Annotated in this window: 22 protein-coding genes, 1 pseudogene and 1 riboswitch; of the genes and pseudogenes, 11 read left to right on the top strand and 12 right to left on the bottom strand. The window is 32.5% G+C overall.

What is annotated here, in order from left to right; genetic code table 11:
• Positions 1-280 precede the first annotated feature (280 nt).
• The 5 genes from MUA21_RS11540 (at position 281) to MUA21_RS11520 (ending at position 6,294) form a co-directional block, all read left to right on the top strand.
• A complete protein-coding gene (locus MUA21_RS11540; RefSeq protein WP_107525321.1) occupies positions 281-1,546 on the top strand; it encodes an MFS transporter in 1,266 nt (421 codons plus the stop codon).
• Between the two features lie 582 nt (positions 1,547-2,128).
• On the top strand, positions 2,129-3,160 hold the full coding sequence (gene argF, locus MUA21_RS11535; protein ID WP_262562261.1) for an ornithine carbamoyltransferase: 1,032 nt from the start codon (positions 2,129-2,131) through the stop codon (positions 3,158-3,160).
• 177 nt (positions 3,161-3,337) lie between these two features.
• Positions 3,338-4,876 carry a PTS transporter subunit EIIC gene (locus MUA21_RS11530; RefSeq protein ID WP_262561316.1) on the top strand — a complete coding sequence of 513 codons (1,539 nt, stop codon included), beginning with the start codon at positions 3,338-3,340 and terminating at the stop codon, positions 4,874-4,876.
• A 68-nt stretch (positions 4,877-4,944) separates the two neighbouring features.
• Positions 4,945-5,712 (top strand): glucosamine-6-phosphate deaminase, encoded by a 768-nt coding sequence (gene nagB, locus MUA21_RS11525; protein ID WP_262561315.1) that lies wholly within the window; start codon positions 4,945-4,947, stop codon positions 5,710-5,712.
• 450 nt (positions 5,713-6,162) lie between these two features.
• Positions 6,163-6,294 (top strand): beta-class phenol-soluble modulin, encoded by a 132-nt coding sequence (locus tag MUA21_RS11520; protein WP_019469020.1) that lies wholly within the window; start codon positions 6,163-6,165, stop codon positions 6,292-6,294.
• A 119-nt stretch (positions 6,295-6,413) separates the two neighbouring features.
• Here the strand turns inward: MUA21_RS11520 and MUA21_RS11515 are convergent, their stop codons facing one another.
• The 7 genes from MUA21_RS11515 to MUA21_RS11485 form a co-directional block, all read right to left on the bottom strand.
• On the bottom strand, positions 6,414-7,628 hold the full coding sequence (locus MUA21_RS11515) for a NupC/NupG family nucleoside CNT transporter (protein ID WP_107525316.1): 1,215 nt from the start codon (positions 7,626-7,628) through the stop codon (positions 6,414-6,416).
• Between the two features lie 9 nt (positions 7,629-7,637).
• Positions 7,638-8,549, bottom strand: coding sequence for a pseudouridine-5'-phosphate glycosidase (locus tag MUA21_RS11510; protein WP_107525315.1), 912 nt, complete (start codon positions 8,547-8,549; stop codon positions 7,638-7,640).
• On the bottom strand, positions 8,533-9,642 hold the full coding sequence (locus tag MUA21_RS11505; protein ID WP_107525314.1) for a carbohydrate kinase: 1,110 nt from the start codon (positions 9,640-9,642) through the stop codon (positions 8,533-8,535). The genes MUA21_RS11510 and MUA21_RS11505 overlap by 17 nt, the downstream gene beginning before the upstream one ends.
• Positions 9,643-10,178: 536 nt before the next feature.
• The gene (locus MUA21_RS11500; protein ID WP_064209189.1) at positions 10,179-10,997 is read right to left on the bottom strand and encodes a hypothetical protein; all 819 of its coding nucleotides are present in this window, start codon (positions 10,995-10,997) and stop codon (positions 10,179-10,181) included.
• A gap of 321 nt (positions 10,998-11,318) precedes the next feature.
• Positions 11,319-12,614 carry a TcaA second domain-containing protein gene (locus tag MUA21_RS11495; protein ID WP_070658027.1) on the bottom strand — a complete coding sequence of 432 codons (1,296 nt, stop codon included), beginning with the start codon at positions 12,612-12,614 and terminating at the stop codon, positions 11,319-11,321.
• A 14-nt stretch (positions 12,615-12,628) separates the two neighbouring features.
• On the bottom strand, positions 12,629-13,057 hold the full coding sequence (locus MUA21_RS11490) for a hypothetical protein (RefSeq protein ID WP_262561313.1): 429 nt from the start codon (positions 13,055-13,057) through the stop codon (positions 12,629-12,631).
• 68 nt (positions 13,058-13,125) lie between these two features.
• Complete coding sequence (locus MUA21_RS11485) at positions 13,126-13,452, bottom strand: zinc ribbon domain-containing protein (RefSeq protein ID WP_262561312.1); 327 nt, start codon at positions 13,450-13,452, stop codon at positions 13,126-13,128.
• A 283-nt stretch (positions 13,453-13,735) separates the two neighbouring features.
• Between MUA21_RS11485 and MUA21_RS11480 the strand changes: the two genes are divergently transcribed.
• The 5 genes from MUA21_RS11480 (at position 13,736) to ulaA (ending at position 18,987) form a co-directional block, all read left to right on the top strand.
• Positions 13,736-14,632, top strand: coding sequence for a DUF7916 family protein (locus tag MUA21_RS11480; RefSeq protein WP_107525313.1), 897 nt, complete (start codon positions 13,736-13,738; stop codon positions 14,630-14,632).
• Positions 14,633-14,924: 292 nt separating this feature from the next.
• Complete coding sequence (locus MUA21_RS11475) at positions 14,925-16,865, top strand: BglG family transcription antiterminator (RefSeq protein WP_107525312.1); 1,941 nt, start codon at positions 14,925-14,927, stop codon at positions 16,863-16,865.
• Positions 16,866-16,875: 10 nt separating this feature from the next.
• Positions 16,876-17,316 (top strand): PTS sugar transporter subunit IIA, encoded by a 441-nt coding sequence (locus tag MUA21_RS11470; RefSeq protein ID WP_046206661.1) that lies wholly within the window; start codon positions 16,876-16,878, stop codon positions 17,314-17,316.
• A gap of 5 nt (positions 17,317-17,321) precedes the next feature.
• The gene (locus tag MUA21_RS11465; RefSeq protein ID WP_046206662.1) at positions 17,322-17,606 is read left to right on the top strand and encodes a PTS sugar transporter subunit IIB; all 285 of its coding nucleotides are present in this window, start codon (positions 17,322-17,324) and stop codon (positions 17,604-17,606) included.
• A gap of 22 nt (positions 17,607-17,628) precedes the next feature.
• On the top strand, positions 17,629-18,987 hold the full coding sequence (gene ulaA / locus MUA21_RS11460) for a PTS ascorbate transporter subunit IIC (RefSeq protein ID WP_107525311.1): 1,359 nt from the start codon (positions 17,629-17,631) through the stop codon (positions 18,985-18,987).
• A 52-nt stretch (positions 18,988-19,039) separates the two neighbouring features.
• Here ulaA and MUA21_RS11455 read toward each other — a convergent pair whose 3' ends face one another.
• The 4 genes and pseudogenes from MUA21_RS11455 to panE all read right to left on the bottom strand — a co-directional run bounded on the left by MUA21_RS11455 (position 19,040) and on the right by panE (position 20,819).
• Positions 19,040-19,486, bottom strand: a complete 447-nt coding sequence (locus MUA21_RS11455) for an acyl-CoA thioesterase (protein WP_336606219.1) — start codon at positions 19,484-19,486, stop codon at positions 19,040-19,042.
• A gap of 99 nt (positions 19,487-19,585) precedes the next feature.
• Positions 19,586-19,705: pseudogene (locus MUA21_RS13265) on the bottom strand (thioesterase family protein); the annotation flags it as partial.
• Positions 19,706-19,711: 6 nt separating this feature from the next.
• Positions 19,712-19,858, bottom strand: a complete 147-nt coding sequence (locus MUA21_RS11450; protein ID WP_262561311.1) for a hypothetical protein — start codon at positions 19,856-19,858, stop codon at positions 19,712-19,714.
• 43 nt (positions 19,859-19,901) lie between these two features.
• Complete coding sequence (gene panE / locus MUA21_RS11445; protein WP_262561310.1) at positions 19,902-20,819, bottom strand: 2-dehydropantoate 2-reductase; 918 nt, start codon at positions 20,817-20,819, stop codon at positions 19,902-19,904.
• A 526-nt stretch (positions 20,820-21,345) separates the two neighbouring features.
• Here panE and MUA21_RS11440 point away from each other — a divergent pair.
• On the top strand, positions 21,346-22,197 hold the full coding sequence (locus MUA21_RS11440; protein WP_262561309.1) for an NAD-dependent epimerase/dehydratase family protein: 852 nt from the start codon (positions 21,346-21,348) through the stop codon (positions 22,195-22,197).
• Between the two features lie 479 nt (positions 22,198-22,676).
• Here MUA21_RS11440 and MUA21_RS11435 read toward each other — a convergent pair whose 3' ends face one another.
• Positions 22,677-23,534: an ABC transporter substrate-binding protein gene (locus MUA21_RS11435; protein WP_145381117.1), complete on the bottom strand. Its 858-nt coding sequence runs from the start codon at positions 23,532-23,534 to the stop codon at positions 22,677-22,679.
• Positions 23,535-23,917: 383 nt separating this feature from the next.
• Positions 23,918-24,027: riboswitch (SAM riboswitch) on the top strand.
• The last annotated feature ends 28 nt before the right edge of the window (positions 24,028-24,055 follow it).

Here is a 24,055-nt window from a genome sequence, read left to right as displayed (position 1 = left end):
TTACAAATGAATTTTCAATCATGTATAAAAAATGAATTTTTCATATAAACAATTTAAATCGTATACAAATATTTTTCGTTGATTTTAATAAGCTGTATTTTCGGTTTTACTTATTTATATCTTAAAACGAAAATAAATGAAAATAAATTTGCGTTATTAGAAAAAATATAATAATATAATGATAATATTTGAAAGCATTTACAAAAATGATTACAAAAATTGCAAGAAAATATTTAAATTAATCTTAATATCAACGATTGATTTATAAGGGGTGCGTAATATGAGTGATAAATTAACTAAAATGGGAATGCCTCCAACGTTATTTTGGGGATATGTTGGTGTATTAATATTTATGATGGGAGACGGTTTAGAGCTGGCATGGATTAGTCCTTATTTACATGATCATGGTCTATCCGTGCAACAAACTGCGATTTTGACCACTTGCTATGGTGTAACGATAGCTATTGGTTCTTGGTTATCAGGTGTCTTGGTAGAAATTATCGGTCCAAGAAAAGTGATGCTGTTAGGAACAGGGTTATATATAATCGGTCATGCAATATTTGTTGGTTTGGCAATCCCAACGATGAACTATAATATCATGATTCCGTCATATGCAATAAGAGGGTTTGGCTATCCTTTGTTTGCTTATTCTTTTTTGGTTTGGGTTGCTTATCGTTCTCCGCAAAAGCGTTTAGGTGCTGCAGTAGGATGGTTTTGGTTTGTGTTTACAGGAGGGCTTAGTGTCCTAGGATCATTTTATTCTTCGTTTGCGATTCAACTATTTGGACACTTCTTTACATTGTGGACAGCGATTATTTGGGTGTTAATAGGAACATTTTTAGCAGTATTTGTAAATAGAGACCAGTTTATGATTGAAGAAAAAGGGCACGGATTTAAAGAACACTTTAGTGAGGTGCTTGCAGGTATAACGATACTAAAAAGAGAACCGCGTGTGGCAGTGGCCTGTGTTGTTAGAATCATAAACCAGGCGGCACAATATGCTTTTCCATTATTTTTGCCGATTTATTTAGCTTCCAAAGGTATTGCTACTACAACTTGGTTAAATATTTGGGGAACAATTTTTATTGCTAATATTATATTCAATCTAATATTTGGTGCGTTGAGCGATAAAATTGGCTGGAAAAATACGATTTCTTATATTGGTGGTGTTGGATGTGCGATATTTACGTTAGGACTATATTTTGTGCCAGAGTTATTTACAGGTAATGTTTTTATTGTGGGTACGGTAGGATTTCTATGGGGGATGTGTTTAGCAGGCTTTGTCCCTATTTCTGCACTTGTCCCTTCTTTAGTTCATGATGGTGATAAAGGACCAGCAATGGCAATATTAAATTTAGGCGCTGGTCTTTGTGTATTTGCAGGACCAGGGTTAGTGGCATTGTTTTATGATAGTATTGGTGTTAAAGGCATGATGTACTTAATATTTGGATTATATGTTGCTAGTGCAATTATGACACGTTTCTTAAAGACACCTGAGGAAAGGGAACGTAGAAAGTCTAAAAATTTTGTATCATACAGTAAATAATCTATTATAGTAGCTATAAAAAAGTTAGGATATGGCTTAATGGATGATTTTTTTAATAGCTTCAGCTAACGATTAATAAATAATAGTAAACGGGCGAACAGTTTCAAAATGAGGGATTTTGATATTGTTTGCCCGTTTTTGTATTCATTTTAAGGGATGATTATGCAATGATTTTGAGATGACGTGGGATAAATATAATTATTTTTCTTGGAAACCACCTGAAACAAAATGAGCAGCAATTTGCTTAATAGTGGCAAATAGTAAATCTAACATGTATGTTCACCTCCATGAGCTAGTGGTTACATGTTCAATTTACTATATATTATTAAAATATTGTGTAGGAAAGCACAACTTAGTTAAATCATTGCCACGGTGTTTATTGTCAGACATCTTACTTGCTTGACTGTTGCAAATAAGATCGTGATTGTATGGAAATATACATTTAACGTAGGTTATACTTCAAAACTAGTAAAATAATCAAACATTTTATAAATATACAATAAATAGTATATTTATACTTGAAAATAACTCTATTTAAGTTTAATATGTATATAAATCTTATAAATATATTGGAGTGATGAAATTGGGGCGTACACAACAGATTTAAAAAAACTAGCATTGTTAAAAGGTAAGAGCTTTTTGAAAACGAGTGACTTTACTTCAGATGAACTAGTCACTTTGATTGACTTTACTGGAGAATTAAAAGAAAAGAAAAAGCGAGGCATTCCTCATCCTTATCTTAAAGGTAAGAATATTGCTTTATTATTTGAAAAACCATCTACAAGAACACGTTCAGCATTCAGTGTAGCAGCAAATGATTTAGGTGCCTTTCCAGATTATTTTGGTCAAGGTGAAATTCATCTAGGTGTCAAAGAATCGACAGAAGATACAGCAAAAGTATTAGGGAGTATGTATGATGGTATTGAATTTAGAGGTTTTTATCAAAAAGATGTGGAAAGTATAGCGCAACATGCCGAAGTTCCAGTATGGAATGGTTTAACAAACGAATGGCATCCTACTCAAATGATTGCAGATTTTTATACTTTAAAAGAACACCTAGGCACATTACAAGGCAAAACATTGACTTATGTTGGTGATGCAAGAAATAACGTAGCACATGATTTATTGGTTACCGGCGCAATATTAGGTATGAATATTCATATTGCAGCCCCTCAATCGCTACAGCCTGATCAAGATATTCAGCAACTTGCTAAAAATTATGCAACACTATCGCACAGTAATATTTTAATTACAGATAATATTCAACAAGCAGTTTATAAAGCAGATGCAATATATACAGATGTCTGGTTTTCAATGGGAGAAGATGAATCAGTTCAAACACAACGTATTGAAAAATTACTTCCATATCAAATTAATGAAGCTATGCTTGTCAATACAATGAATCCAGATGTTATTGTATTACATTGTTTGCCCGCCTTCCATGATGTGCATACAAAGGTGGGACAACAAATCTATAAGACTTATGGTTTAACTGAAATGGAGATAACAGATGATGTATTTAAAGGTGAACATGCTGTTATATTTGAGCAAGCGGAAAATAGATTACATTCAATTAAAGCAATTATGGCAGGAACATTAGGGGATATTTTTTAACACATATCTTAATTGAATAAATAAAGAAACTCACAAAGTAACGTGGCTTTGTGAGTTTTTTTTCATTAAAAAAGAATACATATATCACCATTATGAAAAAGTTTTTCATAATGGTATTTTATATTGATTAATATTTTCTTTAATTGTATATTTATGATAATTAGGAGGTTAATGACTATGAGTAAATTGTTTGAAAAGGCACAACAATTTGGTAAATCATTTATGTTACCTATCGCTATATTACCGGCAGCTGGATTGTTGTTGGGAATCGGTGGCGCATTAAGTAATCCGAATACAATCAAAGCATATCCCGTGTTGGATATTAACTTATTGCAAAATATATTTGTTCTTATGTCATCAGCTGGTAATATTGTATTTCAAAATTTACCAGTAATTTTTGCCATAGGTGTTGCAATTGGATTAGCTAGAAGTGATAAAGGTACTGCAGGATTAGCAGCAATGTTAGGATTCCTTATTATGAATGCTTCGATGAATGGATTGCTAATCATTACAGATACGTTAGCAAAAGGCAATTTAGCAGAAGAAGGACAAAGTATGGTTCTAGGAATTCAAACAGTAGAAACGGGCGTGTTTGGTGGGATTATCACAGGAGTTATGATGGCGCTTTTACATAATAAATATCACAAGATTTCTCTTCCATCATATTTAGGATTTTTTGGAGGATCTCGTTTTGTTCCAATTATTACAGCAATCTCTGCAATCATACTCGGGGTTATCATGTTCTTTATTTGGCCAACAGTACAGGGGTGGATATTTGGTGTAGGAGGTATCGTAGATAAAACTGGTGTCATTGGTACTTTTTTCTTTGGATTTATATTAAGGCTATTGGGGCCATTTGGTTTACATCACATTTTCTATTTACCGTTTTGGCAAACTGCATTAGGTGGCTCGTTAGAAGTTAAAGGTCATCTTGTTCAAGGCACTCAAAATATTTTCTTTGCTCAACTTGGTGATCCAGACGTAACGAAATACTATTCAGGTGTTTCGCGTTATATGTCAGGTCGTTTTATTACAATGATGTTTGGACTATGTGGTGCAGCTTTAGCAATTTATCATACTGCGAAACCGCAACATAAAAAAGTCGTGGGTGGGCTAATGTTATCTGCAGCATTAACTTCATTTTTAACAGGTATTACAGAACCGTTAGAGTTTAGTTTTTTATTTGTTGCACCAATTTTATATGTGATACATGCATTTTTAGATGGTTTAGCGTTTATGATGGCAGACGTATTTAATATTACGATAGGTCAAACATTCAGTGGTGGCTTTATAGACTTTTTATTATTCGGCGTTTTGCAAGGTAATGCTAAGACGAACTTCTTATGGGTAATACCGATTGGCATCGTTTGGTTTATTTTATATTATATTATTTTCAGATTTTTAATTAACAAATTCAACTTTAAAACACCTGGTAGAGAAGCGGAAACAACTACAGAAACTGTTGAAGCGACAGAACGTGCTAAAACAATTATCGAGGGTTTAGGTGGCAAAGAAAATATAGAAATTGTCGATTGTTGTGCTACAAGGCTAAGAGTGACATTAAAGTCAGACGCTCCAATCAATAAGCAACTGCTGAATTCTACCGAAGCTAGAGGTATCATCCAAAAAGGTAATGGTGTACAAATTGTTTATGGACCACATGTCACAACGATAAAAAATGAAGTAGAAGAGTTACTAGACAGTGAACAAGCGTAATAAAAAAATTTTCAATTTATCATTAAACAAAGGTAATATACAGAAATTAGAAAGTGATTGGTGAGTATATGTATATTTTAAATTTAGAGAATAGACAGCTTGCAAGTCAATATGTTGCGACTGAACTGTTAAAACAAATAAAAATGAAACTGGATTCAGTATTAGGTCTTGCTACAGGTAATACTATGACTGATGTTTACAAATATTTAAAAACATTGATTAATCATAATCATTTGCAACTAGATCAAATAGTGACATTTAATTTGGATGAGTATGTAGGTTTAAACGCAGACAGTGAGCAAAGTTATCACACATATATGTATCAGCAGTTATTTAAACACCATCAAACGTGGCATAAAGAAAATATATTTATACCACAAGGAGATACCAATAATTTAGAACAAGAATGCTTAATGTATGAAAAATATTTAAAAGATAAAGGTCCTGTAGATATACAAATTTTGGGTATAGGTGAAAATGGGCATATAGGTTTTAATGAGCCTGGATCTTCGTTTGAAAGTGTTACAAGGGTTGTAGACTTATCTTCTTCAACGATGAAAGCGAATAGTCGTTATTTTGATTCAATAGACGATGTTCCTAAGCAAGCAATTTTTATGGGGCTGGCATCCATTATGTGTGCGAAACGTATCATTTTGTTAGCGATGGGTAGAAATAAAGCAGAAGCCGTTTCACAATTAATAGAGGGAGAAATTTCCGAAACGTTACCTGCATCTATATTACATCAACATCCTCATGTTGATGTAATTGTAGATAATGAAATATTCGAAGTATTAGATCAAGATAAAGTTCAGCGATTAGAAAGGCATTTGTCATAAAGAGATTAGAAAACGTTGTGCTTTGGCAAGACGCTTGAGGGAACAGGACAAGCTGAAGACTATAGGATGAAGTCGTCCCTTAAGAAAGCGAACCAACAATACGAAGTATTGAATAAAAAGGAAGCACTCAGATGAATTGAATTGTACTGAACCCCAAAAGTTGTACTTTGGTTTAGTATAATATTTCGAAGGTTTGTTTCCTAAAATTTTAGGAGATAAGCCTTTTAATTTTGATTTAATTCTTTCATTATTATAAAAATAATATAAAACTTTATCACTGAATGACAACTAGGAAACATTAATTGTAAAAATTAAGTATTGTAATCACACTTAGGTATAAAAAACGATAAATCAAGAAATATTTACAACACCATTAATAATTTTTATTATAATTTAGTTAAAGGTAATCAACCTTTAATAAATAATATATCGAGGAATGAGGTGTGTTAAATGTCTGATTTCGTAAACGCAATCAGTGAAGCTGTAAAAGCAGGTTTAAGTGCTGACTGGGTAACAATGGGAACTAGCATTGCGGATGCATTAGCTAAAGGCGCTGATTTCATCTTAGGTTTCTTTAACTAATAAATATTGAAAGAGGCTGAGACAAATTGAATTGTCTCAGCCTTTTATTATTTGATTACAGGAATGGACGACGAAATCATTTTAAATAAATTTAATTTCTTTAACACTTTTTTTTAATATTATAATACTAAACCAACTATTGATGCTGAAATAATTGAAGCAAGTGTAGAACCTAGCAACAAGCGTAGGGCAAACGAAGCCACCTTATTACCTTGTGCATCACTAAATCCTTTGATAGCGCCAACGATAATGCCTACAGTACCAAAATTAGCAAAACTAACAAGATAGACAGAAATGATACCTTGTGTACGTTGTGTTAAATCTCCAGCTAATTTTTGGAAGTCTAACATAGCAACAAATTCATTAGTAATTAATTTAGTTGCCATCAATGATCCCGCTTGAACTGCTTCGTTCCAAGGAACACCTATAATAAAAGCAATCGGTGCAAAAATAAAGCCGATTAATTGTTTAAAATCTAAACCAACAAAACTAAATAACACTGTGACTGCTTCCATCAAGGAGATAAATGCAAGTAACATAATAGCGACACTTACGGCAATTTTAAAACCATCTGTAGCACTATCACCAATCATTTGGAAAAATGGAACCTTTTTCGACTTTGTGTCATCACTATTTGAATTGCTTTTAGCTGTGGATGAGTTGGAAAACTCCACATCACTATCATCTGATTGATATGGATTGATGACACTTGCAATAATTAATGCACTGAAAATATTGAGCATAACGGCAGTAACAACATATTTAGGTTCAATCATTTGCATATATGAACCTAACATAGCCATACTGACAGCACTCATACCAGAAGTGGTAATCGTATATAATTTCTCTTTAGATAATTTAGGAATCATTTCTTTAATAGTTAAATAAACTTCTGGCTGACCTAACATTGACGTTGAGATTGCAAAGTAACTTTCGAGACGGCCCATACGTGTAATTTTATTGATAATGATACCAACATATTTAATGATAAACGGAAGAATTTTAAAATAGTTTAATACACCGATTAGTACTGAAATAAATACTAAAGGTAGTAACACTGTAATAAAGAAAGTTGAAGCACCTTTGTTTTGTAAACCACCGAAGACAAACTCGATACCAGCTTTACTAATATTGATTAATTCTTCAAAAAATGAACCTAGTGTTGTTAATATCGTTAAACCAATAGTCGTATTCATCATGAATAATACAATGACGATTTGAACGATTAACATAATGACTGGTTTTTTGAAATCAATTGCCTTTCTATTATAGCTAAATAAAAAAGCGACGAATAACGCAAAAAGTATACCAGTAATGGCAAATATGATTGACATAAGTATCACCTACAATTTATTGAAAGCAACTGCAATTTTAGCTCCAAGTACCGCATTGTTTTCAACTAGTTTGATATTTGTATTTAAACTCTTGCCTTCAGACTTTTCGACAATTTTACTGAGTAAAAATGGCGTAGAATCTTTACCGCTAATACCTTGCGTTTCTGCTTCTTTAACTGCTTCTTCAATAATGCCGTCAATATATGATTTTGGTAGTTCATCTTCTTTAGGAACTGGATTAGCGATGACAACACCGCCTTCAATATTTAAATCATTTTTAATTTTACAAATATGTGCGATGTCGTCTGGATTTTCAGAAGAACTGTTTAATTTAATACCACTTTGTCGTGTGAAGAATGCTGGTAATTCATCTGTTTGGTAACCAATTACTGGTACGCCTTTTGTTTCAAGATATTCCATTGTTTTTGGTAAATCTAGAATAGATTTAGCACCTGCACATATTACTGTTACATTTGTTTTACCTAATTCTTCTAAGTCTGCTGAGATATCCATAGTGTTTTCAACGCCCCTATGTACGCCACCAATACCACCAGTTACAAAGAATTGAATTTCTGCTAATTCTGCACTCATCATTGTTGATGCAACAGTAGTTGCACCAATTTGTTTAGTAGCGAGTACTTCTGCAAAATCACGACGTGAAACTTTTGCGACATTATCACTTTTAGCAAGTAATTCAAGTTCGTCATTTTCCAATCCAATTTTGATCTTTCCATCAATTAATGCAATTGTTGCTGGAATAGCGCCATATTCACGTATGATATTTTCAACAGTCGTAGCCATTTCTACATTTTGTGGGTATGGCATACCATGTGAAATAATTGTTGATTCTAATGCTACGATGGGCTTTTTGTCTGCTTTAGCTTGTGCTACTTCTGTGGAAAATTCAATATATTGTTTCATTTTTATAGTCCTCCAAATCTCTAAATAATTGTTTTTTATCTAAGTTTTGTCTCACTGTATATTCTGTTTCAATTGTTTTACGAGAATTAATCATGCCTGCTGTCAGTATGCTTTCGGTGTCTAGATCATTTAACCAACTGAAAATGACTGCACTAGAGAAAGCATCACCAGCACCTGTTACGTCAACGACATGCTTAGAAGGTATGACAGGTTTAATTACTTCTTCGTCATGATTCCTAAAAATAAGTTTTTTTACACCATTTGTAATAACAACATTTGAAACGCCTAACTGATTCCATTTTTGTGCAGCTATACGCAAATCATCAGTGTTTTGTATAGTCATATTTAAATAAGTTTCGGTTTCATCTCTATTAATAATAAGCCAATCTATAGCATGTAATGAATCAGGCATATTTTTCATTTTTGGGGATGAAACTGGAATCACTATTAATTTAATACTGTGTTTTTCTGAATAGGCACATAAAAAATCCATTGCACTTTTTGAAATGTTGAGGTCTGCGATGATACATTTTGCTTTTATTAATAAGTGTGTACGCTTAATTAAAAATTCTGGAGTGATATAATCATAGACCTCCATATCTGCTAAGCCATATTCCATATTACCGTCGCTATTGATTAATGCAGTATAGGAACCAGTGTTTGCATTTTCAATTTGTTGAACGTGGTCTAAATTCATGAATGGGGTTGATAATTTGTGAATCATATCCCACTCACTATCATTGCCACTCACAGATAAAAATGCGACCGTTTCTCCCATACGGCCTAGATTCTCAGCAATGTTGCGCGCAACACCACCTATAGATCTCGTTGAGGTAACAGGATTAGACGTTTCTAATTGTAAGTCGCTATGAACATAAAATTTTCTGTCTAAGTTCGCAGCGCCAATGCATACAATTGGATAATCTTCATTTAAAACATATGCTTTTCCTAAAACATATTCTTTACGAATAAGTCCGGATATAATATTTGCAACTGCTGGCCTAGATAATCCAATGGATTGTGCTAATTCTTGTTGTGAAATGAATGGATTTTCTTGAATACGATTTAAAACTGCTTGTTCATTTTTATTCATATGGGAACCTCCTTTATGCAAAATTAAACTTAAGTTTACAAATTAAACATTTGTTTAAGTTGATAAGATAATAGCACGAATATTCTGAAATGTATACGCTTACATAAAAGAGTTCGTAAAATTGTAATATCTATATAACTGCGAAATATCAATTTGAATATGCTACATATTGCTGGAAATCAGGAGTTTTATGGCTTTTTATAATTCGTGTAATTTATTTAATTAGTTTGAATGAAAATTTTTTTCAATTAATAATTGACTTCAATAATTTCATGTTTGAATTGTGGAAAGTGTATTTTTGAACGTTAATGAAATTGAATAGAAATGGGAGTGTTTATAAAAAGATATATATTTAATAGTTTTATAACTAGTAAAAAGCTAGGGAAGCGAGAGATTAAGGTAATAGATAGACATGTCAGACAGCAGGTGAACATAAATAAAAAACTGTCGACAAGGTGAGTCCTTAGTCGACAGTTATTATTTAGCGAATACAATCTATATCTCGTATTTGTAAAAGCATATATTAATTTTTTGCGTTAACTTTCAACATCCTCATTATTTGTTTGTTCATCTTTACTAAACAACGAAGAAAATTTAGATTTTATATCATCTAGTTTGCTATTTACTTTATCTAATTCTTCTTGCATTTTATCAGTATTACCATTATCTTTTTCGTTTTTTGCCTGTTTTAAATCATCTACTGTAGTTTGGTATTTATCAGCTAACTTATTTGTTTTATTAGAATCAGCTTCTTGTTTTAGGCTATTAATTTTATCTTGTAATGCTTGTAATTTAGAATCTGTTGCTTCATTAGAATTTGAAATATCTGACTTTAACGATTGAATATCATCTTTGACTTGATTGTTCTGACGTTCGAAATTGACATTATCACCTTGCGTATCATTCGATTGATTTTGATTGGCAGTGGATTGTTCACTTGTTTCATTACCAGTTTGTTGATTATCATTGTTATTATTCATAAAAGTACTAACTGCAAAAATGACAATGATGACTAATAAAGCCACCAGACCTAAACCAAGCCAAAATTGCTTGCGCTTTGATTTTTTATTTTCTTCTAATAACTGCAACTCTCGTTCACGATCTCGCTGATTGTAGCTTGTTTCCGACTTGTAATCATTGTACTTATGGTCATTATAAGATTCACTGTTTTTCACAGTACGACGATAAGGATTGTATAAGATCTTTCCGTAGATATCTTGTTGTTGTTGGTCATTCACAGTGTGAATATTTAAATCAGTATTAACGTTTCCATATTTGTCTAGCGCAATAATTTTTCCATCATCTTCAATTTTTAAAATTTTAGGATAATCATTGAAAGAGTTGTTGTTAGTCATTTTTTCACCTTCAATTGTATTTAGATATTAAGTGCTTACTTTTAAATTACCCAACTCTGGTAGTATAAACATTGCTTGTTTTAATAATCTTAAGTATATATTACTAACTTCTCATTAATAAAACATCATCATTTAGACTGAGCTAATGTATTTGGTGTAATGTTAGTTTGCTTTAACAAAGATAAAAATAAAAGGGGCGGGACAGAAATCTTTTTTAAAATATCAGATTTCTATCTCACTCCCTTGTATAGTGTGTTTAAGTATTAATGCAATGTTATTGACTTTTACAAGTAGCATGTTGTATTTACTACTTGTAGTTTATTAGTATCCTGAATCTACTTCTTCACCGTCTTCGTCATATTCAGTTACGTAACCATCCTCATCAATTTTATAAGAACCTGCTAGGTCTCCGTCTTTATCTGTGAAAGAAAATCCCCAACCGTCTCCAGTTTTTTCTGGTTCTTTATAAGTATAATTATCTGTATCCAAAGTGCTACCTTCATAAGATTCGACTTTATCAATAACATTATCACGCGTTACTTTTTCGTCAGAACTGGCGTTACTACTATCGTCGTCATCAGAATCTGCTTCTTTTTCGATCATTTTGTCTTCATAATCGCTTATTGCATCATCGTCAAATGATAAAGATACGTCTATTTCATCTTCATCATCTTTAGGACTAGAAACATTTTCTACACTTGATTTGAATTGTTTGCCTTCAACTTCAGTTGTAGCATAGACTTCGATTTTTTCATCTGGTGCATAAGGACCGTAAGTGACAGATTCATATTCGTCAAAATCTGATTGTTCATCCCCATTAATATAAAGTTTCAGAGAATCAGAATCTGCATAAGTTGAATCAATACTAACTGTAAAACGTTTTTGTTTGAATTGTAAATCTGCACTGTTACTTTCAGACATATCGATATGAATAACGCCGTCGAATTTTTTATTATCAACCTTTTGTGTTGCTTTTAAATCATATATGCCAACTGGAAAATCATCGAGTGTCTTCGTCTTACCTTGTTTTAATTTAACTTGGGTTGTTTTGTCATTAAGTTTGTAAGATAGAGTTGTGTCTTCTTCTGAGGTAATCGAAACAGGCTCCTTACTAACATTAAAAATGTAATTTTTGAATATGCCCCATTTTTTTCCATCTTCGGTAATATTAATTAAAGCAGTGTCACCAACAGTGACAGCATGTTCATTTGATTTATTTTCTTTAATATTTTTTGCACTACTTTGAAGTTCATCAGCAACACGATCTATGCTATCAGTTTCGTCAATATATTTATAAATAGCTTTAGCTTCATCTTTAGAAATAGCTTCACCATTTGCTTTTAAATGGTTGGCTAGGCGATCTGTATCTTTGCTTTTTAAATCTTTAGAAATGGTTTCTGCCTGTTTTGTAGGTGATAGTTGCGCGTCAATTATTTTATAAGTAACAAACAAAGCAATAATAATGACTAATATCACTGCAATAATGATAAATATAGGTAATTTTGATTTACGATTAGGTGGTTGATGCGTTGTTCGTTGTTGAACAGGCGTACCACATTGAGTACAAACGCGTTGACCAGGCTTGATTTCAGCACCACAATTACTACAATACTTCATTTGAAATATCCTCCTTAATAACCTGTATTAAAAAATGAACTTAAATCACTTAATGTATTAGAAACAGTACTTTCCACTATAATACGTAAAATGATTCCTAAAATGATGATATAGATAAATATAGAATAAATGACAGGCATACGTATAAGTTGATTGTGGCTGTATTTCGTAATTAAATATATTGGTGCAATGAGTGTAAATAATATAGCAATAATGATAAGGAATACTGCAAAACTTGGAACATGAATTGCTAAAAATAATAAACCAAACAAAAGTGTAATAACAGAAAGGGTGTTGACTAAAACGAAATCTGAAAATACTTTATGTAACGTCGAATTAATATTTAATATTTTTATTAGTGCAAAAGTGATACCAAATAGTACTGTAATTGCTATTAATAAGAAAAGTGAAATGTTAAACACAACGCTTGCTTTACTTGTCATGAAATATGCAACTTCTGCAGGTATCAATATCGTTAGTAATATAATGGATAAAAGTAATCCTGCTATGATTAAACTGAAAAGTGTTTTGTAAGAAAAAAATGAGAACTCACAAGTTCTTTATCAGGATGTCTGAAAGCAGTTGAAAAGAACGTTTTAGCTTCATTGAAAATATCTGAAGTATGCTTTGAAAACTGCTCATTTTTATGATTAGACTGTGTTGAATCATGTGTTGATATTTGTGTTGCATTAGACTCCATTGAATTTTGTTCGGATGCATAGTTCGGTTTGTTTTTAGTTTCGTTTGTTGTATTTGTTTGATGAGATAATTTTGTACCACACTCTCCACAAAATAAATCTGATGCTTCAATAGGATTTCCACATTTTGGACACTGCATAAAGCTTCCCCCTTGTAATATGTATATTAAAATATAATATTATCACATTTATATTTGTGTTACACTACTATTTTGAAAATTAACTAAATTTAAATTCAAAAAAATGAAAATGCATATAGTAGTAGATTTTATTTAAAAAATAATAATAATAAGTAGAGGCTGTGTATAATGAAATATAGGGGGATTCAGTGACGTCGTTACGGAAGAAAGAACATCATTACTATATCATGTAGTTATAATAAATAGATGACAGCTAAAGTATATATTAAGGAGTGGAATACAAATGGTTAAGCGAATACTGAGTAACAATGCTTCAGAACTACTAGCAATGTCAGGTGAAGAATTAAAACAGAGCATTAAGGCGAGTGCTGGGCGTGTAGTTTTATCTGAAAATATAGTTACAGAAACACCTGTCGTGCCTGATATTACCAATGCTGAAATAGCGCGTGCGTTTGGTGCTGATTTGATTTTATTAAATGGCTTTGATGCGTTTCATCCAAAAATTAAAAATATAGAAGAACATGAACAGGTTATCGAAACATTAAAACAATTTGTTGGTAGACCCATTGGCGTGAACTTAGAACCTGTTGATGACGGAACAAATATATATGAGCAACACTTAGAAATTGCAGAAGGACGTCAGGCAAGTCCAGAAACTGTTCAAATACTTGAAGCATTAGGGGTGGATTTTATATGTATGACTGGAAATCCTGCAACTGGTGTATCTAATAAGAAAATAGTTGAAGCAATCCAAAATACAAGAAATCATTTTTCAGGTTTGATTATCGCTGGGAAAATGCATAGTTCAGGTGTAGATGAGCCTGTGATTACCAGGGCATATGTAAAGCAATTTATTGAAGCGGGTGCTGATATTATACTAGTACCTGCTGTGGGTACAGTGCCAGGTTTCGATGAAGCGCAACTTAAAGACATTGTCAAAGAAGTACATCGTGAAGGGGGACTTGTCATGTCAGCAATTGGTACGAGTCAAGAGAGCGCTGATCCGAGCACTATTAGAGATTTTGCCATTCGAAATAAAATATGTGGCGTGGATATTCAACACATTGGTGATGGGAGTTATTGTGGTTTAGCTCCTGTGGAAAATATATTTGAATTGAGTAAGGCGTTGCGTGGAGAGAGACACACGATATCGATGATTGCACGTTCCATAAATCGCTAATAAAAGCGCCATGCATAAATCCATGGTTACAAATATTCATTGGCTTATTTTAGTTTGATTAAATACATTAAAAATTATAGGTACGGAGAAGAGGATGCAACACATTAACGTTGGATTCTCTTTTTAATATTTTATTGAAGTATTTATATAAAATTATAATTAAATAAATTATAATTTTAAAAAGTGATCGTTTATGATAGATGTGCAACTTTTCGGATTATGAGACGAAAGAGATTACACATCTAAAAATGAAAGTAAGCGGTTACAATATAAATATAAGGAGGTTGCTCATGTGTTAAGCAAGAGACAGCATCATATCTTAACATTCTTACTTGAACGTGAATCCTTTATAACTATTCATCACTTAGCTAACCAATTCAATGTTTCAGAAAGGACGATACAGTACGATTTAGAATATATAGAAAGTATGGCAAAACAATTGGATTTAACGATTTTTAGAAATAAAAATGCAGGTATAAAGATTGAATCTAAAAAACCTTTGGATGATATTGTTCCTCAATATATAGCGACTTCAATACATTATTCTAAAGAAGAAAGAATTCGATATATCATATTAAAGCTATTTGAATCTAATACACCAACATCTTCTAACACGTTGGCCGATATGGTTTCTGTGACACGTAGAACGATCGTTGAAGATCTGAAAAATGTACAGACTTGGTTATCTTCTTATAATTTGAATTTAAAATATATTAAAAACAAGGGATTTATCATACAAGGTGAAGAAACAGATTATCGAAAAGCATATGCGACACGTGTCCATGAATATTTTCAAAACCATACACATCAAATAGGGCATAAGCTATTTTCGAATAAAGCATTGGAAACGATTCGATTAACTGTAGTGTCAGTATTATTTGAAGCGGATTATCAGTTAGTCCAAAGTGCAATTGATGGTCTGATTTATCATATTTTAATTGCAATACACCGAACGAAAGAAAAGTTTGTTTTTGAAATACCAGATATGGAATATAACAAATTAGCAGAAACAGACCAATTTCGCGTGGCATTACTTATAAAGGCATCTTTGGAAGAAAAACTCGATATACAATTCCCTAAAAGCGAAGCAGGCTTTATTACGTTACATTTGCTAGGGGCTAAAACTTCAGAGATGAATCAAAAAAACGAAATAATAGATGATTTAGAAATTCTAACCGAACAATTGATAGAACGCATGAGTGGTGACTTAGGCATAGATTTAATTAACGATACTAAATTATTAAATGGCTTAATTGTTCATTTAAGACCAGCAATTCACCGGTTGAAGTTCGATATGACGCATAATAATCCTCTGACAGATGAAATATTTCAACAGTACCATCACATCGTAGAAAGATTACGCAATCATATTTGGGGCGTGGAAGAGAATTATCGTATTTGCTTTGACAAAGATGAACTTGCATACATTACGTTACATTTTGCTTCAGCAATTGAACGTATTTCAGCAATTACTACAAATGCTCTAAAAGTAGTTTTACTGTGTGGCTCAGGCATCGGTACTTCACAATTATTGAGAAGTAGAATTCGACATATTTATCCTGAACTTGAAATTGTAGATGCTTATTCAATCTACGAAATTGATGAGACGTTATTAAAGCATGAAGGCGTTGACTATATCATATCAACGGTACCGTTTGAACATGCGTCGATACCTATACTCAATGTTTCTCCATTTTTAGATAAAAATGACCGTCAACAAATTAACACAATCATTAATAAATCAAGAGAACAATATGTGTATGATATCAAAGGACTAGGGCCTACTCTAAAAGAAGTCTTACCAAAAAATAGAATTTTAACACAACAACCTTCGCTTTGTAGAAATGATGCAATTAGGCAAAGTATTGAAACTTTGATTGATACTCAAATTGTTGATTGTATTTATGCCGATGAAATCATTGAACAATTAAATGCATTTGGACCATATATGGTTATCAGTCCGCACATTGCTTTAATTCATGCTAAGCCAACACATGTTAAAGGGACAGTAGGTTTTAGTTTGACACACTATCAAAAAGGTGTTCGCTTTGGGCATGAACAATATGATCCTGTATATATTATTGTGACGTTAGCAACCGCTCAGCCGCAAATTCATTTAAATGCATTGAGACAACTTAGTGAACTGATTATGAATGATAAAACTAGAAATATATTACTTTCAGGAAATATTGAAGCAATTATGCACTGCATAAATGAAGTGAGTCAACATTAAGGAGGGGAAAATGACTTTGGAAATTTTATCATCAGATAAAGTGCAAGTACTTGAACAGGTTAAAAGTTGGCGTGAAGCAATTAGTATAGCTGCAAATCCTTTGAAAGAACAAGGCTATTTTCAGCAAGATTACATTGATGACATGATTCATAGTGTAGAAAAATTAGGCCCTTATATCGTTATTGCTCCAGAAATAGCGATTGCACATGCTCGACCGAATAATAATGTAAAAAAGATAGGTCTAAGTTTGTTAAAACTAAATCAGCACATTAACTTTTCAGAAGAAGGGCACTATGCTTCATTGGTTTTTGTATTAAGTGCTATAGATAATGAAGGACACTTAGAAGTATTGAGAAATTTAGCTATAACTTTAGGCAATCAACAGACAGTAGAACATTTATTAAATGCACAAACATCAAGTGAAATTATAAATATATTTAAAGGAGAATGAGGACAATGAAAATTTTAGTAGTATGTGGTCACGGATTAGGAAGTAGTTTTATGGTTGAAATGAATGCGCAAGAAGCACTTAAAAATTTAAATGCACCATCAGACATAAAGGTTGAACATAGTGATGTTATGAGCGCGAGCCCTGATATGGCAGATTTATTTATTTGTGGAAGAGATTTAGAAGAAAACACAAAAAATTTAGGTGATGTCATTGTGTTAGATAATATATTAGATAAAGAAGAATTACAGCAAAAACTAGATGAAAAATTAAAAGATTTAAACGTACTTTAATCATTAATAAGGAGGTGGGACGATGAAGCCAATTCTTGATTTTATCGTCGATATTTTGAGTCAACCTGCGATACTAGTTGCCCTAATCGCATTGATTGGATTAATTGTTCAGAAAAAGTCAGCAACTGATATTACTTCAGGTACGATAAAAACAATTTTAGGATTTTTAGTCTTAAGTGCGGGTGCTAATGTAGTAACGCAATCATTAGAACCATTTGGTAAAATTTTCCAACATGCATTTGGTGTGCAGGGTGTTGTGCCTAATAATGAAGCGATCATATCAATTGCATTGGAACAATATGGTACGACTGCAGCGTTAATCATGGTGTTTGGCATGCTAGTGAATATCATTATTGCACGTATTACTAATTTGAAATATATTTTCTTAACTGGCCACCATACATTTTATATGGCCGCATTTTTAGCGATATTGTTGTCAGTTGGTCATGTGACAGGTACGTTAACAGTGATTATTGGGGCGATTATTTTAGGTTTGATTATGGCAATATTACCAGCTTTAGCACAGCCTACAATGAAAAAGATCACTGGAAACGATCAAGTTGCTTTGGGTCATTTTGGTACATTGAGTTATTGGGCTGCTGGAGAAATTGGGAAATTATTTAAAAGTAAATCAAAATCGACTGAAGAGATCAACTTTCCTAAAGGGTTAAGTTTTTTAAGAGAAAGTACGATCAGTATTTCTTTAACAATGACATTGCTTTATTTTGTAGCATCATTGTTTGCTACACCTACTTTCGTACATTCAGAAATCAGCGATGGGCAAAACTTTATTGTATTTTCACTTATTCAGGGCGTTACATTTGCAGCAGGTGTATTTATTATTTTAACTGGGGTTCGCTTAATTCTTGCAGAAATAGTGCCTGCATTTAAAGGTATATCTGAAAAATTGGTTCCCAATACGAAACCTGCGTTAGACTGTCCGATAGTCTTCCCTTATGCACAAAATGCAGTGTTAATCGGCTTCTTTGTCAGCTTTATTGTAGGTGTGATTGGGATGTTCATTTTATTCTTATTCGGTGGTGTTGTGATACTTCCAGGTGTGGTGGCACACTTCTTCTTGGGCGCTACGGCAGGTGTCTTTGGTAATGCACGCGGAGGTATTAGAGGTGCGGTAGCTGGCTCAGCTTTAAATGGCTTATTAATCACGTTCCTACCATTATTATTCTTGCCATTTTTAGGGGATTTAGGTGGTGCTGCTACTACGTTCTCAGATACAGATTTCTTAGTAGTGGGTGTCGTGCTTGGTAATGTAGCAAAATATTTGGGCATCATTGGTATTGTTGGCTTAATTGTTGTTGTCGCTGTAGTGTCAATTTTATTACAAAAACGTTCGAACCAAAAAGAGATGAAAGAACAGTAATCATAAAAATCCTAGGCTATGTAAAATCATAAACCTAGGATTTTGTGTTGTTTTATTCTTTATAGTAAACAAGTTGTGTTGTCGTAGCTAATAACGATCCATCAGCACTCCAAATTTCGCCGGTTTGGTCATAAAAACCGTTATTAAAATTTTGTGCCCGTGTATGTCCTAATACATGATGATTATTGTGTTTTTCTAATGCTTCCGTGTCAGAATGAAAGTAAACAGTAAGAGAAACTGTACCTATTGGAACAACTTTTTCACGACGGACGTATATTCTTGGGAAAAAGGCGTCACACATTGAAGCAAGTGATAAATAATCTAGTGGTCTATTTGGCTTGTCTTTCATCCATTGTAATGTAACTGAATCTGCATGATTTGATTTTGTGTAAGCTCTAGGTGCACCTTTTACTATTTTAATATCATAATGATTTACCCAGGGTGGGACTTCAGTTAATGATAAACTGTCTACACGTTCTGCATCTGGCACTTTTGGCATGCTTAATTCGATTGAAGACCATGTATCTCTTTTCTTTGCAGTAACTGCAGTCGCTGTGATAACTATTTCATGATGTTGGCACAGTTCAACATACCAATGTTGTGTAGAACGATTGGTTCTTGTAGGATTTGCTTTAATAATAAATGAGCCGTCTTTGACAGGTGCTGCGTAATTAACAGTAAATGAAACTGGGCTACCAAGACAGTCAGGATGTTCTATAATTGCTCATAATAATGTTGATGCAATCACACCACCAAAAGGGCCAACCATATTGGCATAATCGTCAGAAGTATGTCCATGATAAACGCCAATTTCTTGTTGTTTTAGGCTTGTTGCGATATCAAAAGGGTGTGCGTACGTATTTAAGCTCATTGATATGCCTCCTTATAATTTTTAGCTAAGTTTTAAGAAGATTTTATTGAAGCATTTCTTTATAAACTTTGTGATTTTGATATGAAGCATAAAGCAATGGTGCGTTTAGTTGATATTCTTCGGCTAAATTCAGTAAATTGCCTTGTAAGTGATCGGCTTCAATATTTAAGCCTTTTTCCATATCACGTTGCATTGATGTTTTGAAATGATATGAGAGCTTAGTAAGTCCTTTCATATACTGATCAACTATTGTATCGTCAATGGGCACTTGGTGACTTCTCATAATGGATGAAACTTCTTCATATAATGATTTGATAAAATCAGTGCCACCTTCACTATCACGTATTGGTCCGATTGGTGCATGCATCATCGTAGTTACACTTGATAATACTGTAATCATTAGATATTTTTGCCACATACCACGCATGATATCTGAAGTTAATATAAATTCAGATTTTGTATTAGCGAAAGTATCTTCTATTAATTTAGCTCTATCACTATTCGTACCATTTAATTCTCCAAAGAAAAGCTTATCGAAATCACTAGTTTGTACGACTTCACCAGTGGCATTCAATGAGGTTTCAATGATGCAATATCCACCCATGACTTTATTTTCACCAAAAACAGCTTGTAATTTTGGAATATGTGCAACACCGTTCAACAGTGGGATAATCACTGTGTGGTCACCAACAAATGGTTTTAAGTCATCGATTGCTAGCTCAAGGTGATAGGATTTTGAAGATAGCAAAATTACATCAAATGGTTCTGCTTTGTCTTCTTTAGTAATCAATTGAGGGGTAAAACTATAATCACCGTTCTCACTATGGATGACTAAACCGTTCCTTTCCAAATAAGATTTCCTTTTCGGTCTTACTAAAAAAGTGACATTTTTATGGTTTTCTACTAAACGACCACCAAAATAGCCTCCAATTCCACCTGCTCCTAAGACTAAAATACGCATCTTAAACACTCCTTAATCTATGTAATGATTCATATTGTTATATATATATACCACTAAAAGTTCAAAGTTACGCATTGGAAATGAACAGAAAATTTAAAGGCATGCTCATTGCATAATATACAATAAATTTTAAATATCAAAGAACATCCTTCGTATTTGAGAAATGAGACTTAATAATCTAAGTCAAAATATAAGAACATTAAATTTTTGATGATTATGTAATGGATTGGCCGAGTAGTTGCAAAAGCAAGTGATATATAACGTAATTCATTGTTTATTGTTAAATACTCTGTGGGTATATTTAATAAATGAAGCATGGAGTGAAAGTGGTGATTACTATATAGCAATTATTTGAAATGTAGAACCATGCTCATATTATTATTTTGATATTTATAATGAACATGACCTTTAAGATGTTACATAAGCTTTTGAAGGTCGCGTGTATTATCATCTTTGAAAGTAGTATAAAATTTAGACAAGAATAATAAAAATGATTATAAAATGTGAATCATGAAGGAGGATGATTATGACGAAAGTATTTGTAACTGGTGCTACAGGTCTTATTGGCATGAAACTGACAAAGCGTTTACTTGAAGAAGGCTATGAAGTAGCTGGATTAACAACATCTAAAAAGGGTGAGGAGAAACTAGTTAATGCAGGTATTCAAGCATATATCGGTAATATTTTAGAATACGAAACGATAGAACGCAGTATTGGTGATTTCAAACCAGACATTATCATGAATGAAATTACTGATTTAAAGCAAGTTGATATGTCAGCTAACACAAAAGTTAGAATTGAAGGTACAAAAAATCTTGTTGATGCAGCAATTCAGCACGGCGTGGAACATATCCAATCACAAAGCATTGCTTTCGCATATGAAGGCGGTAATGGGTTGGCAACTGAGGATACGCCTTTAGATTACGAATCTAGTGGAGATCGTAAAATTACAGTAGATGGCGTTGATGGATTAGAAAAAGAAACAGCTCGAATAAAAAATTATGTCATTTTGCGTTATGGTTTATTATATGGTCCAGGTACTTGGTATGGTAAAGACGGCATGATTTATAATCAATTTATGAATAATGAAATTTCAATCACAGATTGTGTTCAATCATTTATTCATATAGATGATGCAATTGAAACAGCAATTCAGGCTTTAAACTTTGATTCGGGTATATATAATGTAGCAGATGATGATCCTGTAAGTGGCAATGTTTGGGATGACTGGTATGCAAACTTATTAAACGTCACACCTCATATTAATATAAAAGCTGCCGCACCCTATGAACGTGGTGTAAGTAATGAAAAGTTTAAAAGGCAAGGTGGTAAATTAACTTATAAAACATGGAAAGTTGGAATGAATCCTATAAACTAGATTTAGAAATTTATTAGAAAGTGGCATAAACATTGCTGCGAGATATTATTAATGTATGTTTTTTATGTAAAAAAGCCTTAAAAGTATTATCGTTAAGGCTTTCTTAGATTTTTAATTAATTACATAATATTCAATAAAGCATAGTATTATGGTGTATATTAGTGGAGATAAAAATGTCTTTGAAATCAAAATATTAATGTTATTTACTATTTATACATCTGAATGATAAAGCGAAACCGCCTATATTACCAATGATGGACAATATGCCGTTATTGAGGATAGCTTTACATTGTGCATTATTTACGATTGTCAACACAGCACATCTAAAAGAACCCGAAGCTTACTCTAGTAAGTTTCGGGTTCAGTGTTTCAATGGTACTACTTATTAAAATCTATAACAATCATACCAAATGAACCTTTCATCATTAATAACTAATATTAAAAAACGAGTAAACTGATAATACAATTATAAAGATACATTATTCTTTAAGATTGGCTAAAGTTTTTGCAATATCTTCAGAGGCAAATAAGCCACGCAGTTTTGACCATTCATCTCTATTTACGAAATGAACATTATTATTTTTTACAGCATCAAGTTGGTCCCATTGATTACTGTTTTGTAATTTGTTTAAATCTTCATCATTATTTTCATCAATCATTATAATTAATCTTTCTGGATTAACCTCAGCAAGCTGTTCATATGACATTTCTAAATAATTTGATTCTCTGTATGCAGGTAGTTTATCCGCAATGTTTTCAGTAAGTGCATTATTGAAACCTAATTTACTTAGAAGTTCACCTACATACGTTTTGTTAGAATGTGCAGTTATACCTTGTTCAGAAACTACAGCCGCCAATGTTTCTTTGTTTTTATCTATATCAATTTGCTTGTTGAAATCATTGATTAATTCATTGTGTTTGTCTAAGCGTTCTTTAGCCTCTTTAGATTTATTAACTGCTGTACCAATACGTTGGAATATTTCTAACGTTTCTTGATAGCCAGCATCAAAACTTCTAAATAAAATAGTAGGTGCAATCTCACTTAATTCATTATATATATCTTGATGACGATTAACATCTCCAATGATAAGTTGCGGAGAGGCAGAACGAATTGATTCAAAATCTGGATCAATACGAGTGCCAACAGATCTATATTTACCAACTGCTTCTTTAATTGGTGATATTAAATTTGCGCTATCATTATCATCAGCAATGCCTTTAACATCTATATTTAAAGCAACGAATGCATCAACAAAAGAAAATTCTAAAGCTACTGCTGAATGAATATCTTCTGGTAAATCAGTCGTTCCTAAATCATGTTTAAATTCAAAAGTCATTGTATTACCTCCTAATAGATAGTACAGTATTAATATTCCACTTAACTGTTATACAAAACGTAATAGAAATCTATATTTTCAAATGCCAACAATGATTATAAACGAATGTTTTATATTTTAGAAAACCCACACAATATTGGTGGATTCATATACGGACAGCATCATGTTTATTTGAAAATAGAAGTAAAACCATTATGTAAACTTACAAATTAAATAATTAAGATGTGAGTGCATTGCCGGTTCATAGTGTAAATATATTCGTTTCACATGGAACAATTTTATTAACATTAGATTAATCAATAATTAATTAGAATTTTTTAAAATTGATTGACTATACATGAGTGGAATGCTAGGATTAATACGACTCAAATACATAGAATTGACTCTTATTTAGAGAGGTGGAGGGATGTGCCCGATGAAACCCGGCAACCATCGTTAAACGAAATGGTGCTAATTCACAGAAAGTAATCTTGATTACTTTCAAAGATAAGAGAAGGTGGATACTTTCTCTTTATTACAAT

The sequence above is a fragment of the Staphylococcus ureilyticus genome (genome assembly GCF_025558845.1).
GTDB lineage: Bacteria > Bacillota > Bacilli > Staphylococcales > Staphylococcaceae > Staphylococcus > Staphylococcus ureilyticus.
Note: the sequence above shows the minus strand (reverse complement) of the source record. Positions and strands in the feature narration are given on the sequence as shown.